The organism is Draconibacterium sp., from assembly GCF_041583095.1.
In the GTDB taxonomy this organism is placed as follows: domain Bacteria; phylum Bacteroidota; class Bacteroidia; order Bacteroidales; family Prolixibacteraceae; genus Draconibacterium.
Genome location: NZ_JBFHGM010000022.1, coordinates 1 through 15,261, shown reverse-complemented (window position 1 = coordinate 15,261; position 15,261 = coordinate 1). Strand labels below are relative to the sequence as shown.

Annotated in this window: 10 protein-coding genes; all 10 read right to left on the bottom strand. The window is 38.4% G+C overall.

Features of this window, described 5'->3' with window-relative positions; all coding sequences use genetic code 11:
* Positions 1–101: 101 nt before the first annotated feature.
* Positions 102–1,208 (bottom strand): DUF4960 domain-containing protein, encoded by a 1,107-nt coding sequence (locus ABZB17_RS03625; RefSeq protein ID WP_372648148.1) that lies wholly within the window; start codon positions 1,206–1,208, stop codon positions 102–104.
* Between the two features lie 11 nt (positions 1,209–1,219).
* Positions 1,220–3,052 (bottom strand): DUF4960 domain-containing protein, encoded by a 1,833-nt coding sequence (locus ABZB17_RS03620; protein ID WP_372648147.1) that lies wholly within the window; start codon positions 3,050–3,052, stop codon positions 1,220–1,222.
* A 57-nt stretch (positions 3,053–3,109) separates the two neighbouring features.
* Positions 3,110–4,798: a RagB/SusD family nutrient uptake outer membrane protein gene (locus ABZB17_RS03615; protein WP_372648146.1), complete on the bottom strand. Its 1,689-nt coding sequence runs from the start codon at positions 4,796–4,798 to the stop codon at positions 3,110–3,112.
* A 4-nt stretch (positions 4,799–4,802) separates the two neighbouring features.
* Entirely contained in the window at positions 4,803–7,898 is a 3,096-nt protein-coding gene (locus ABZB17_RS03610) for a TonB-dependent receptor (protein ID WP_297100437.1), read from the bottom strand.
* A gap of 11 nt (positions 7,899–7,909) precedes the next feature.
* Complete coding sequence (locus ABZB17_RS03605) at positions 7,910–10,111, bottom strand: GH32 C-terminal domain-containing protein (protein WP_297100439.1); 2,202 nt, start codon at positions 10,109–10,111, stop codon at positions 7,910–7,912.
* Between the two features lie 12 nt (positions 10,112–10,123).
* Positions 10,124–11,020, bottom strand: coding sequence for a carbohydrate kinase (locus tag ABZB17_RS03600; RefSeq protein WP_372648145.1), 897 nt, complete (start codon positions 11,018–11,020; stop codon positions 10,124–10,126).
* A 13-nt stretch (positions 11,021–11,033) separates the two neighbouring features.
* Positions 11,034–12,368 (bottom strand): sugar porter family MFS transporter, encoded by a 1,335-nt coding sequence (locus ABZB17_RS03595; RefSeq protein ID WP_297100444.1) that lies wholly within the window; start codon positions 12,366–12,368, stop codon positions 11,034–11,036.
* Positions 12,369–13,070: 702 nt separating this feature from the next.
* The gene (locus ABZB17_RS03590) at positions 13,071–13,970 is read right to left on the bottom strand and encodes a relaxase/mobilization nuclease domain-containing protein (RefSeq protein ID WP_372648144.1); all 900 of its coding nucleotides are present in this window, start codon (positions 13,968–13,970) and stop codon (positions 13,071–13,073) included.
* A 9-nt stretch (positions 13,971–13,979) separates the two neighbouring features.
* Positions 13,980–14,348 (bottom strand): plasmid mobilization relaxosome protein MobC, encoded by a 369-nt coding sequence (mobC, locus tag ABZB17_RS03585; protein WP_297100450.1) that lies wholly within the window; start codon positions 14,346–14,348, stop codon positions 13,980–13,982.
* A gap of 213 nt (positions 14,349–14,561) precedes the next feature.
* The coding region (locus tag ABZB17_RS03580) for a hypothetical protein (protein WP_372648143.1) at positions 14,562–15,261 on the bottom strand (700 nt) is incomplete at its 5' end.

Here is a 15,261-nt window from a genome sequence, read left to right as displayed (position 1 = left end):
TTGAGTTGGAAATGTTGTTAAAAATTGTAGGCATAAAAAGAGGCTGCCTAAATAAACTGCTTAAACAGCCTCTTTATGTTTCAATTCAGATAAAATGAATTTTATTTGTTCAATAAATAATCAATACTATTCTTATATATCTTATGCACATTGCTTAAATACGGATTGTCGCGACCATCGTTCATATTCCATTCCATACCACCAATTCCAATTGTAATGATATAACCTTCGAACCTATCAAATGGGTTCCAGACAATAATACCTGCAAAACCCTGTCCACCAACAGCCCAATCCCATGCAGCAATCGGTTCGGCGCCATAAAGCGAATTAAAGGTGGTATATGGCGTGTTGGTAATAGAGCCTAAATTCCACAAAGCATTATGGTCTTCTTTATATCCGGCGTCGATTACGTAAGCCATATTTGGCGCATAGAAGTCTAAACCAGCAGAAATAATATTAGCGACCTCAGAACCGGTAAAACCAACTCCCCAAGTATCCGGATTATTGCCTCCTTCTCCTGTTCCAATTATATTTCTTAAACCGGAATTGTCACGTCCTAACTCTTCAACAAGGCCTGTCCCCAATAATCCGGCTACAATTTTACCACCTTGTACATAAAACTTAGAAAGCACATTCAGTTTTTCTAATAAGGCTGCCGGTTGGTCTGAAGTTCCTACATTGTCGTAAACATATACTATAACATTAACTCCATCCAGTGCTTCATCCGATAATTCATCGAAAGAAATGTAAATAAAGTCAGTTCCATAAGTTGCTTCTGTCCACTGGGCTGCAGCTTTCACATCATCATCGGCTATTTCTGCAATAGTTGTACCGTCACCCAAAAAAGCTACTTTCGAGGGCAGCAACGTTGCATGAACCATATAGGTTCTTTCTGAAAACCCGTTACTTACAACAACCTGAGTAGGACTATTTAAATCAAGACTTGAGCCGCTTGCGGGTGTTACAGTGACTCCATCGGGCACAGTTGCCTCAAATACCACAGAACTTAAATCGGTACCACCTGCCAAACTAATATTTATGGTGCCGGACAAATGGTCAATTTCAGCACTTTTACTATTGATTGTAACATCTTCAACTATATCGAGAACCGATGGGCCATCCATATAGTTTTCCCTCTCGTTGCAGGATTGCAACCCTAGTAACAGGGTTACAATCGCTACTATATTTATATAGACTATTCTCTTCATTTTATTGAACTTTAATTATTTAAATAATCAATAATGTTCGAAGTAAGCATCTCAATATTGCCTTGATAATCATTAGGTCTTCCGTCATTTGAGCCAAACTCGTAACCAATAATTGTATTTTCAAGTGTAATTACCTTGCCCGCGAAATCTGTTGAGATGTTCGAGTCGAAGTTTGGTTCAACTGCTCCGTTTGTGGGTAGAAACTCTACTGCACCGTAGCCAAAACCATCTCCAATCCAACGTAGTGTCCCCAATTTAACGGCATTAACAGATTGTTCAAACACTAAAGCCGCATCTTGTCCACAACATCCGGGAGTTAAAATACCATCCATGTGCTGCCACCAAATTAATCTTGCTTCCCGGGTACCGGCATTGTTTAGATAAAGTTCTCCATCCCCTTCAAATGTCAATCCATTAAATATCGGATGTCCCCTTCTATCGCCTGAATTGTTAGCATCTCTTACACCTAATCCCCAAATATCATCTACCGGTTTGTCGTAATCTACGCAACCACCAGCATCGGCACAGCCAAACTCGGTATATCTGTAATTTCCTAAACCTCTATCGGCATTATAATCTGCCGGCATACGACCTAAAACATGAATAAATGATGTTGGGTCACCAGCAAGGAATAAGTTTCCACCACCTTTTACCCAACTTGTTAAAGCACCTGCCTGAACCGCTCCTGGCTGCAATTCAGCTGGCAATAATGTCATCACATTATCTGAAGTAGCAAAATACTGTGTCCCATTTGTAAGCGGAGTCAGGTAATATAACATGGCAACATTCGTATTCGCCAAGGCCTCTTCTGTTATGTTGGCAATTTTAATGTATGCAAAGTCATCCGGATATTGAGCTTTCAAATATTCTGCTGCTGCTTTTGCATCGTCATCTTCAAGGGTATTTATACAATCAGCTTCTCCTAAAAAGACCACTTTGTTGGTAGATTCCTGCGATGATATTGTAACTTGGTATTCTGTGGTTAAACCTTCTAAATTTGTAACAATATAAGTTACCGGCCCCTGACTAAAATCCTGAGCTTCACCTGAAGTTGGAGATACTGTTAATTCATCGTTTAATGTAATTACAGGCGAAACAGAAGACAAATCTGATCCGGCAGGTAGAATAATGTTAATTGTCGATGCATCATTATCAATAACTCCTGTTACTGCACAAACATCTTCAGATGTAGCAAAAACATCAATTACAGGAGCTGCCAGTTGTGTTACAGTAACAATATATGATTTCCCGGTAAATCCGTCGTCAGATAAAACGGTATATTTAACAGGGGCTGTAAAATCATTTATTACTCCAGATTGTGGAGACGCAGTAGTCCCTCCAGGTATAGTATACTGAGGTGTTAATGCTTTAATATCTTCCTCACTTCCAATCGTAACGTCAATTGTCCCATTTACCTGGTCAATTACACCTACATTTTCACCAATGGCAAAAGTCATAATCATCGGATCTCCATAGGCAGCGATGGTAACTGTATATTCTCTGCTCACCTCGTTATTGGTAACTGTGAAAATTACCGGGCCGGAAGAAAAATCAAGTGTACTTCCTGATTCAGGTTCTATTGTTGCTCCTTCTGGAAGTGTCATATCAACGGAAACAGAACTGACATCTGCGCCAGCAGGTAAAATTAAATTTACCACACCATTAGTATGATCAATAGTTGCCTTTTGTCCATTAGCAGAGAAAGACCTCATAATCGAATGAGTATAGTCAGGCACCATATCTTCAAATTTAATGTCATCTTCACAGTTTGTGAATAAGGCTAAAGTGATTCCGAAAAAAAGAACAGGAATCCATCTGTATATATTTTTAATTGAATTTTTCATTTTATCGTTTCTTTTTAATATTCATAAATAGGTTAATTATTTTGTCTAATTCATGGATTAATATCCTGAACGTTGTTGGTAAACACCACCTGATGCATCAATTTCAATTTGTGGAATTGGAAGGTATTCATCTCTTCCCGAAGTAAATGATGCTCCTGCATAATAACTTCTTTTAGTACTCTCTTTAAACATGTAGTTATTGATCCAACTCTCGGCAATACCCCACCTAACCAAATCATAAAAATGATGTCCTTCATTATGCAACTCTAAACGTCTTTCTAATCGTAAAGCTTTTCTTGCATAATCTTGTGTTACTTCTGTAGGATACAGTTCTATAGAATAAGTGGCTGCATCTTGCGAGGGACTGTTAAAGTCATACACACGGGGTGTATTTTTTGCCCTGGTACGAATTTGATTAATAATACTCATTCCTGTAGCCACGTCACTTAATTCTATTGCTGCTTCGGCTTTCCACAATAGTACATCGCTAAATTTAATTATTGGAAAATCCAAAGCTCCTTTTGCCCAAGGGAAACCTCCTGATGCCCTTAAATCAGAGTAAGGATCTATTTGATATTTTTTTACTACATAATAGCCGTAAGTTGGCACATCCCTGTTCCAGTTAACTCGCATGGGCATGTTTTCCCAATGCTTCCATGTTATTCCTGGTCTACCTATTGAGTGGTCCAGTCTTGGATCTACTGGAGTTGAAGTATCGTCGTACTCCAAATCAGAGTTATTATACGAATCTAATAACGGTAGCCCACTCGAATTTACCTTAAATGCGTTCACTATGTTTTGTGAAGGTTTATGAAAATCGTCTCCATTTAAATATGGGTGATTGGGATCATCAGCCGGAGAATCAGGAGAATTTATTAAATCTCCAAAATTTAAGTTCCCGAATTCCGATCCATCGTTTACAGAGTACTGAATAGCGAATACATTTTCATCATTGCCATAACCAGGCGTTGAGTAAAGTTTTTCAAGGTCATCAACCAACCTGTATGGTCCGGCTATAACTTTATCCGCATAGGTTATTACCTCACTCCATTGTCCTTGAAATAATTTAGCCTTTGCCAAATATGCATAGGCAACCAGTTTGTTTACTCTACCTAAGTCTTCTTGAGTCTCTGGTAATACTGAAATAGCAGTATTTAAGTCCTCTTCAATTTTACCCCATAAAAATGATGAATCAAAAGAGTTTTCAATACTGGTAACATCTTCAACTGGTGTGTTTTCATCTATGTAAGCAAAAGAGCCAAAATTTTTCATTAGTTCGAAATAGAAATGGGCTCTCAGAACTTTCAATTCCGCAATCCTTAATTCTTTTTGGGAAAAATCAGATGTGTTATCGAGTACTACTATTGCGCTATTCACCCTGAATATTGCAAAATACAAGGCTCGCCATAAATTGTAAACATTTTCTGAAGAGGGAAATACTTGATGAATTTCCAGAGCATGCATTCCGCCTCCAGGATTATCACCAACACCGCCTCCTCCTTTATAAGCATCTCCGCTTCTAATATCGGAGAAACACCAATTAGATGGAGCATGGTCAAAGGGCCAATTATCTCTAAATTCACCGGTGTTAAATCTATAGTCTAATCCACTATAGGCACTTACAACAAGTTGTTCAGGATCCAAATTTTCCTCAGAAACTACATTTTCCGGCGCAACATCCAGAAAGTCTTCCTGACATGAAACAAGCAATAATGCTGCAAATATTATTAATAGTAATTTTTTCATCTTTTTAAAATTGTAGGTTAAGTCCGAAACTATACGTTTTAGTGTGTGGGTACACACCCATTCCTGCAATACCAATGCCTGTCCTGCTAAGCCCAGGCACTTCGTAGTCAAACCCTGTAAAAGAAGTTATGGTCATCAGGTTTTCTGCCTGTACATAGAATTTACCAGCATCAAGTCCCAATTTCTTAAAAAAGCTGTCTGTTTTAGTTGAAAAGTTGTACCCAATATTGACACTCTTTAGCCTAAAATAAGAACCATCTTCAACAAAATATGTAGAAGCTCTTTTTTGATCGTTTACATCTGAGGTACTTAATCCAGGAATAAGAGAATTAGCATTATCGACAGCCCAGGCATCTAAAGTGTTTCTTCCATGATTAAAACCAAAGTATGCAAAGTCAAGCATTTCGCGTTGAGCATTATACATGTCATTACCCTGTCTTCCATCAAAAAACACATTAAATTCCCAGCTCCTATAACCTGCATATAGATTTATTCCGTAAATAAAATCGGGATGAGGATTTCCTATAATTGTTCTATCATCCTGGTTAATCACTCCATCTCCATTAAGGTCTCGGTACCTGATGTTTCCTAAAGCTTTTCCAGGTTGTACTGCATGTACAGCCACTTCTTCCGGAGTCCTGAATAAACCATCGGCGATATACCCAAAATAGGAACCAATTGGATGTCCAACTCCTGTATAAGACACCCCTTCTAAAATGAAATTATCTGAGCTGCTTAGATCTGTTACTTCATTTTCATAAGCAGAGAATGTGAGATCGGCTCCAAAAGTAAATGCTTTTTGTGGAGAGGACCTATAGCCTAGTACCACATCGATCCCCTTATTGGTCATATCACCTGCATTAAAAAATAAAGTTTTGCCGGCTTCTCCCAATACAGAAGGCTGAATGACCTGTAATAATAAATCAGAGGTTTTCTTTTCGTATAAATCTAATACTAAGCTTATTCTATTGTTGAATAAACTTGCATCTACTCCCACATTGGTTTGATAGGATTGTTCCCATTTTAAATCCGGGTTACCGACTTGATTGGGAGATACACCTAAATCAATTTCACCACTACCACCACCGTTTAAATCATAATTACTATTCTCTATGGCTTGCTGGTAAATAGAATATTGTGCATATTCAAGAATGTCGGCATTACCATTAGCTCCCCAGGAAGCTCTGAGTTTTAAGTTATTTACGATTTCACTGTTTAATAGAAAATTTTCGTTACTTATAGTCCATCCAATTGAAGCTGTTGGGAAAATGGCATACCTATTATTGCGCCCAAAGCGAGAAGAGCCATCTCGTCTAATACTGGCAGAAAGGTAATATTTGTCTTTAAAGTCGTATGATGCTTTTGCAAACATAGACTCTCTTCTGCTATCTGCACCTATTCCATAAGCATCAAGATTACTATTATCTGCAAGAATATCGTAGGCTTCAATATTTTCAAAATCAACCTCCGTACCATAAGGAACCTGAACACGATAATAACTGTTATCCTGGTCTTTTCGATATACCTCGTGACCTACAAATGCGTTTAATGAATGTACACCTAACTCGCGACCATAGGTTAACAGATTCGTAAAGATATAGGTGTCCATGTTATTTCTATTTCGGGAATAACGAGCAACCTCTTCTCCACCAGACAAATACACCAAGTTTCCTAAGATACTTCCATTCTGATTAAAGGCTTCTGTCTGCTCGTTAAACCTAAAGCGATTATTATCGAAGTTAAGTTTCGTACTGAATTTTAATCCCTCAACAATAGTTAGGTCGGCATAAATATTACCAAAGGTTCTCCAGGTTTTCTGTACATTATTCCTGTTAATGTATAAAATTGCCAATGGATTCCATTTGTCCTGAAGACCAGCTCCAACAGGGCCTCCCCAAGTTCCATCTTCGCCATATACTGGAATCAATGGATTTTGTAACAAGGCATCTTCCATCGAGTTGCCTTTAACTTCCTGAAAATTTGATACTGTAAGGTTTTCACCGATTGTAAGTCTATTATTGAAGAAATTAACGCTGGAATTTAACCTGAAGTTTGTACGTTCGTAGTAAGTATGCTCTATCACCCCATCGTCTTTACTATACCCCAGTCCCATAAAAACTTTATACCTCTCACTACCATTTGAATAACCAAAGTCAGTAGTGGTGGAAATGGAATTTTTCAGAATAACATTTATCCAGTCAGTATTTGACACCCTTAGGTTATTATCTGAATCCAAAAACTCAGGTAAAGGCGTACCTGGAGTATAAGTTATATTACCTGCGGTAACAGGAACATTTCCTTGGGCAATATATCTTACGTCTAACCATTCCTGCGAGCCTAACACACTAAAATTGTCACGGACGGTATTCAGAGTCACCCTACTGTCTAATGTTATTTTGGCTTTTCCGCTTTCGGCTTGTTTGGTTGTCACAATAATTACACCTCTAGCTGCTTCTGTACCGTAAATACCTGCTGAAGCCGCATCTTTAAGTACCTGAATACTGCCAATATCATTAGGATTTAAACCTGCCGGAGATGTTGTTTGTACACCATCTATTACCCAAAGCGGGCCAGTTCCTCCAAATACTGAAGTTAAACCACGTATAGAAATTTGGGTGTCGTTACCTCCGGGAACTCCGGAAGAAGTGAGGGTTAAGCCCGGTACTCTACCCTGTAGTTTCGAGATCACATTAGGAGTAGAAACCATGTCCAATTCTTCGGTTTTCACGATCGAAATTGCTCCCGTTATGTCTGATTTCTTTTCAACTGCATACCCCGTAACAACCACTTCTTCCAATTGCTCGGTGTCTTCTATTAAAATAAAATCATAGATACTCTCAGAGCCTACAACGGCGGATACTTCTTTGAAACCAATAAAGGTAACTAGTAAAGTATCACCTTGACCAACCTGAATTTGATAGTTACCATCAAAATTCGAAATTGTCCCATTCGTTGTACCTTTTACGACAACAGTAGCGCCAGGCAATGGCTCACCATCACCGGATTTTATTGTTCCGGAAATGGTGCGTTGTTGCGCAAAAGATAACAGCGAAGTAAAAAACATTAATGTAAAACATAAGCTTTTCATTGCATTCTTCATTTTAATTATCTTTAGTTAGTAATTTTAAAAACTGTTACATCGGCCGTTGCAGTTCCTCCGTTGGCAAACATGTCGACCCCGGTTGCATTAGCAAGTGTTGGGAAAAAACGTCCTGTAAAATGTGATTGATTATCTACGAATACTTCCAAAACCGATCCATCAACAAAAACACGCACATCAACTACATCTCCCTGTTTAACAGGATAGTAACCAGTCCTAATGTCTTTTCGAACCAATGAACTAAGTGATGATTTTGAAGCGTCAACCACCCACTGTTGTGTTGTAAAATCGTAGTATACTTTATATTCTTCCTTACCATCAGGAGATTTTCCGAAAATAAATCCTACCTGATTAGCATCGCCAGTATTAATAGTTGCGTTCAGTTCAAAATGACGTTCATTATAATTATTTAGATAGTTGCTTCCAGTGGCTTCTAATGTAAGACCAGTGAATGTTTTTTGGTCTCCCCTTAAGGTCTCCAGATTAGGGTGAGGTTTAATTACAATTGTATTCGATTCATCTAATTCCCAAACCTGTGGTACGCTGAATAAATGAGCCCATCCTTGCTCCATTTGGAATTGTGCATCCACCTCGTCTGGGATAATTCCGATGGCTGTTATTAACCCTTCTTTATCCTCTGTTACCGTCGGTGACAAAAATCCATTAACAACCTCTAATTTTTTAGCCTTTTCGAAATCAGGAGTGAATACACCGTTTTCGAATTGTCCGATCCAATATGTTGTAATGGCCGGAGTCGCATCGGGAGTTTTTTGAACTAAAAGCATTTCTTTTCCATTAGGGAATTCATAAACAACAGGCATTTCCCAAAAAGCTCCTTCTCCTTCACTCTTCCGCCCCTGAAAGGCTATTCCTTCATAATTCCAATTCTTAAAATCTTCACTTTTATAATAAACAAGATTACCACCTATTGATGATATTCCACTGCCAACTACCATGTGGTAGGTACCATCTTTTTTCCAGATATACGGATCTCTAAAATCCATATCTACCTGATATGGTGCGAAAGGAATTACGGGATTATACGAATCTTTAACAAGTGTCTGATAATTATCGGAGGATGTTGCAGTACCGATACCTGCCTTAACCCCATCAACACCTGTATATGCAACTGCGGGAGTACCATCGTTAAGTATAATTGCACAGCCTGACCATATGCCAAAATTATCCCATCCTTCATCAGGCCATAAAACGGCATTCTGTTCATCCCAATCTACAAGGTTAGAACTTGTGAAGTGCCCCCAATTTTGTTGAGCGATTCCCAGAAAAACTTCATTTTTCTGAAAGAACATGTGGTATTTATTCTGATGGTATATTAGTCCGTAAGATTCATTTGCCCATCCATAATCGGGAAGAGCGTGATATATCGGCCGATAAAAGTTATCAGAATAATTAATATCCAATTGATAGGATACCGGAGGCGATGGTGGGCTATACTTACTATATTCAGAATTTACAATTTCTTGAGTTAATTGACCAGAAAATATCATTAACTCATCTATTGCTCCTGAGAAATAGTCAATATCATAAATGCCAATCTGCTCACCTTTTGTATTTTTCCCAATAATGAACGAAGTGTTGCCTGCTGGCCATGAGATGTTTCCGTTCGGGATAGTAGTATTTTTAATAATCGTTTTATCAAGAAAGATCTTCAATAAACCGTTTTTGGGACTGATGCTTACCATCACAGAGCTCCATGCATTTTTTGGCAGACTTTCGGCAGTTACATGTTCATACGAGACTCCATTTATAAAGTAGTTCACTACTATCTGACCAAACTTATTTATACCTACCATCACTCCAGTATTCGAGCCCTCAGAAGTCAGTGCCAACATAGCAGAAGTGCGTATAGGATACGATCTGGGTGAAACCCATAAAGACAAACTAAACTGACTTTTAGGAAGAATACTGCTAGATAATGTCCCGGTTATCTGGCTTGACAAGCCATCGAAAAACAATCCATTACCCAATACGCCAGGCATTCGGTTAATACCGTTACCCAATATTTCGTAGTTATTGTTGGTATTCGATTCGACGGTGGTATTCCCGGAGGTTTCATTAAACTTAAACGCAACTACTTCCTCAATCGTTTCTACAGGAGTGACTACCGGAGGAAGTGGTCCATCATCATCGCTACACGATAAAGAAAAAGCAGCAATGAATAAAGATGAAATAATTAGAATGATTAGTTTCATTTTGTTCCCTATTTAGTTTCCTGATAAAATTTCATTAATTTCAGCCATGTCGTACCTTGGAGTCGCTCCTTCTTTTGATGCAACAAATGCTCCTGTTGCACAAGCAAATGCCAATGCATCGGCAGGTTCTTTTTTATTTAGGAGAGATGCAATTAATCCTGCAAGAAATGCGTCTCCTGCACCAACGGTATCAACCGCATTTACTTTAAAACCAGGGTGTTCATAAAATTCGCCATTGCAATACAACAAAGCACCATTTTCGCCCTTGGTTAAGCAAACCATTTTTATATTGTAATGTGCTACAAACCACCTTATCAGACTTTTTTCATCGTCTTTATGTTTGTTGTACCACTGCGCAAAAACCACTAGTTCATCATCGTTTAATTTTACTATATCGGTTTTTTCCAGTAGCTGTTCAACGACTTCTTGCGAATCATAAGGTTCACGGAAGTTTACATCAATAAGGTTAATACCTTCATTATCCAACATTTTCAGAATGGTCTTTCGCGTTAGTGGATTACGTGAAGCCAAGGAACCGTATATAACCAAGCCTGAACTTTTTGCTTTTTTGACTAATTCGTCAGTTAAAAGAATACTGTCCCAGGCAACCGGTTCACAAATCTCATAGGTAGCGTTATTATTATCATCCAGATGGACCAAAACCTCACTGGTTGAAAGAAATTCATCGGTTTGGATGTATTTCGTAGTAACACCAGACCTGTTTAGAAAATCTTTCAGTTTTTTACCTGACTCGTCGTTCCCAATTCTGCTCGCAATAGCAACATCTAACCCAATTGCATTTAAATGAAGTGCTACATTCATTGGCGCTCCTCCAGGCTTTGCTCCCGATGGTAAACAATCCCACAGCACCTCTCCAATACACAAAATTTCGTTATTCTTTATTTCCATTTTAAAGTGATTATTATCGTATTAGCTCTTTTTGAATGTCCTCCAATGATTTTCCTTTAGTTTCAGGAAGTATTTTCCATGCAAAGACGAAATGTAAAACCATCATTATTGTGAAAAAACCGAATGAAATACCTCCACCAACAGTATTGTTCAGTACTGGAAAGCCCCAAATTAAGGCAGCTGCAAAAATCCAATGGGTAAAGCTGCCAAGCGCTTGTCCTTGTGAGCGAACTTTGTTTGGGAAGATTTCTGAGATAACAACCCAAAGTACAGCACCTTGTGAAAATGCGAAGAAGGCGATAAATCCCATTAGATAAATCATGACACCATAGCCACCCAGTTCCGAGTAGTTTTCGGTAAAGAATGCTTTTGATAACATTCCGAGGAAAAATACCATACCAATCGAACCCGCCATTAGCAATGTGCGGCGGCCATATTTGTCAATTAAAAATAATGCTACGAACGTGAAAAGTAAGTTGGTTGCACCAACAGAGATCGACTGTAAGAGCGATGCATTGGTCCCAAAGCCAGCCATCTCGAAAACACGCGGTGCATAAATCATTATGGCATTGATACCTGCCAGCTGATTGAAGGCCGCAATTAGAACCGCTATTAGTATTGGGAAACGGTTTTCCTTAACGAATAATTTGCCATGTCCCATTGCCTCTTCCTGTTCTACTGATTCTTTTACATTTCGAACTTCCTCTTCAGGTCTTTCTGCTCCTATACGTAGAAAAACACCTAAAGCTTCTTTGCTTCTTCCTTTATTGATTAGCCAACGTGGGCTTTCAGGAACTAAATTCAGTAATAAAAAGAAAAGTGTAGCAGGCAGGACTTCAATTCCAATCATCCAACGCCAAGAGTTGCTTTCAATTATATTTGCCAGAAGATAATTAATTGCAAATGCCAAGAATATGGCAGCTACAACAAAAAATTGGTTCATGAGTACCAGCTGTCCGCGTTTCTTTGCCGGTGAAATCTCTGCGATAAACATTGGAGTTACTACTGTTATACACCCCAGTAACACACCTGTTATCAAACGACACACCAGAAGCATTGTCCAGTTTATTGCAAAAGCGCTACCTAAAGTTGATAAGGCAAAAAGACCAGATAATACAATTAATGATTTGCGGCGACCATATTTTTCTGCAGGCCTACCTATTATTAATGTACCAATGATGGTCCCAATAATAGCAACAGCCACAGTAAAACCCAGCCAAAAGCTATTTAAATTGTATAAAGTTTCTAATTGAGTGGTGGTTCCTGACATCATAGCAATATCATAACCAAATAGGAAACCACCCAAGGCGATTATAATTGCAACTGTAAAAACATTCTGTTGTTTCATCTCGATTCAGAATTATTGGTTTATCATGAATCAAAGATATTTTGCGCCTATTGGTTTCGCTTCCATCAACGATACAAAAGCTCCTTTAAATGTTACATTTTAAGTCGATTTTATGGGCATTTTAGTTTATGTAACAAATTGTAAGAAATGTTTCATTGAAAAGATTGCTCCTTTTTGAGAAACCTACATTCTTCTTAATTGTTGGACGACTGAATTTAAATGCCCTTTTTTTTGCGATCTCTATAACTTTTAATCAAATTACATTTTTTCAAATTCAAAAATGTCTTCACCACAACTCCCTCCTAATACTCACTAATTAAAACACTTGAGCCAATTATTCTTATTTTCGCCATTTTTTCATTTGTCCAAAAAAGATCCCCAGTTTCCTGAGAATCCATAAATTACACATTAACTCAATAATCAAAATTATCAGAATATATAAATACAAGTTTGCATCACTTCATTGTATTATGGCATATAATCAGGAGGTCGATGAAGAGGATTATGGCTACTTTAAAAGTTTTAGATTAATTATTTATGATTAAGGGTAGTTATAGTATTTTCAATTAATTAGCTCATAAAAATCGCCATCATTTTCTCACCACTGATTTCCACCTTACTAAACCTTTCGTTGATAAAATGGGAATCAGATAAAATAAATCTTTATTTTGAAAGGTTCCTTAAATCCCAAGACAATTAGCTTCAAAGACTCATTCCCCGATCTCTATTCTTCACCTTATATTTCATATTTGGCTCCTTTTTACGTCCTTTACTTTTCTCCACCAATCGATTCAAGTCCCTCGTCCATTGCGCCAACTGAAATTGATCAATCATTGCCGGAATTTTGTTTTCCTGTTCGGCCTTAGCTGATAAATAAAACCTTGGTCGTTCCTTAAACTCGGAAAGCCTTATCGGGTAACGTATTGGATTCCCGATTTCATCTGTGATAAAAACTACATGCCCCCTTCCCGATCTCCGCACCTCTACATTAAAAAGCTCCAGCGATTTATCGTAAAGCTGTTTTGTCGATATCGATTCAATTTGGTTCAACTGATAAAATAAACTCTCCAGGTTCTGTTTCAAGTTTCTGCCACTTGCAGAAAATTTCAAATTGGATTGAACCTGGTTTTGTTCTTTGGTCAAATCATACTTTTGCTCCAGGGATTTGATGAAACGTTGTGTTTTCTCCTTCTCATAATTGTCCTTGATCTTCTTCCCGGTCTCGCAATCAATCCGGGTAGAAACAATATGAAAGTGTGTCCGGTCAAGGTCTGAATGCTTATACACAAAGTAAGGCTGATTTCCATAGCCCATATGTTCCATAAAGTTTTCAATTTCGGTGCGGATTCCCTTATCACCCAGTTTTACTATATCCGTTACAGTTGGATTTACAGAAATATGCAAGCCTTTCTTTTTCACCCGTGTGTTTCTCTCCTCAATTTCTTTCAGGATATTCAGCCGATCGTGTTTTGTTCCGGCAAAAGGATTTATGGTTGGCGTATTGCCGCTTTTATAAAAGTGTGCCTTTTTCTGCTCTACTTTCTTTTCGTTGTAGAACAAAGCATTTTGGGTATTGCCCGATTGATGGATTACGATGACCATAGTAAAAATTTAGCGCAGGTGTTTTTGTAAAAAAGCCAGACATTGCATCACCATCTGAAAAGTCTGTTTTAGCAGACGCCGGTCATTATCTCCAACATTGTAAGTAGAAAATGAATTCATCTTTTTAGAGAGCTGGTTCAGGTTCACACCGATCCTATTTAATTCATAGTCCAAATTAGTCAACCGTTCTTTTGTCTCCGAATCCAAGTGAACTTCCTTCTTAACTGATCTCCGAAATATGGCAAAGCGTATATAATCACTCCGGCAGCCAAACTTCCCGGTACGCACCATACTATCCAATCGCTGCTTTTCCTCTTTAGTAAGAAGCAGCCGGATAATCTCGGTTCGTTTTTCGTTTTCCGGTAATTTTGGTCGCATAATATACTTTCGTTTTGCTTTTTTGGGGAGGGGACTGCAAGTTGGTTTGGTCAAAACCAGGGGCTCCTGCCAGACAAGATACCGAAGGTTTTTATGGTAATAAAAACACATCTTGCAGTCCCCTCCCCCCGTAGTTGTTTCGTAGTGACTTTTCGAGGTCTTCTCTGGTCGGAGTATTCCCAAATTGTATCCCTGAAAAAGTCAATTGTTGATTCATTGTCTTCTGCTTTCTCCCTTCATAGTGAAAAAATTGAACATCATTTTTAGCCGGTCGCCAATCATTCCTCCGTAAAATTCATCGGAAGAAAGAGTCTTAAATGTAAAATTTGAAGTGGCATGAGTTATGGTTCCCACATCACTTCTGAGGCTTAATAATTCAGAAATTGGCCGACTGATATTTCCGTAATCCATGACTGTTTTTGATTCCCTTCCGAATTCATCGATGATCAAAGGCCTTTTGACAAACATTTCCATGGACTGCTCTTTAATCTGTTCCTGGAGCTGAACGGATTTGACAAACCGAAGTACGGGATAATTCAGATTCAATTTTCTGACGATATGGTTATGAAGCATGGAATAGGTTTCGAGCAAAACTGTTTTGCCACATCCGTATTTTCCTTGCAATAACAATCCCTTTGCGAGATCTCCGGTGAAAGAAGAATTGCCAGTAACGTACAAGTAAAGTTGTTTTATCACCGGCTCGTTGAATTTATCGATCACAAAATTCCGGTCCTGATTTCGTTGAGCCAGGCACGTGTTCCCGAATGCCTTTATCAGGTTTTGAAATTCAGCATATTCAAAAGGAAAAATTAATCGGCGGCGGCGCATCTTTTCTTTTTCACCGGCAATTATCTTTTGAGCATCGTTGAGCAATACATCACAGAATTTTTGCTTAGTCGAAATCACTTCCTGT

Excerpts from the sequence above, each read along its gene's own strand:
- ABZB17_RS03625 (WP_372648148.1), bottom strand. The coding sequence starts at position 1,208 with ATGAAGAGAATAGTCTATATAAATATAGTAGCGATTGTAACCCTGTTA.
- ABZB17_RS03615 (WP_372648146.1), bottom strand. The coding sequence starts at position 4,798 with ATGAAAAAATTACTATTAATAATATTTGCAGCATTATTGCTTGTTTCA.
- ABZB17_RS03620 (WP_372648147.1), bottom strand. The coding sequence starts at position 3,052 with ATGAAAAATTCAATTAAAAATATATACAGATGGATTCCTGTTCTTTTT.
- ABZB17_RS03590 (WP_372648144.1), bottom strand. The coding sequence starts at position 13,970 with ATGGTCATCGTAATCCATCAATCGGGCAATACCCAAAATGCTTTGTTC.
- ABZB17_RS03600 (WP_372648145.1), bottom strand. The coding sequence starts at position 11,020 with ATGGAAATAAAGAATAACGAAATTTTGTGTATTGGAGAGGTGCTGTGG.
- mobC (WP_297100450.1), bottom strand. The coding sequence starts at position 14,348 with ATGCGACCAAAATTACCGGAAAACGAAAAACGAACCGAGATTATCCGG.
- ABZB17_RS03595 (WP_297100444.1), bottom strand. The coding sequence starts at position 12,368 with ATGAAACAACAGAATGTTTTTACAGTTGCAATTATAATCGCCTTGGGT.
- ABZB17_RS03605 (WP_297100439.1), bottom strand. The coding sequence starts at position 10,111 with ATGAAACTAATCATTCTAATTATTTCATCTTTATTCATTGCTGCTTTT.
- ABZB17_RS03610 (WP_297100437.1), bottom strand. The coding sequence starts at position 7,898 with ATGAAGAATGCAATGAAAAGCTTATGTTTTACATTAATGTTTTTTACT.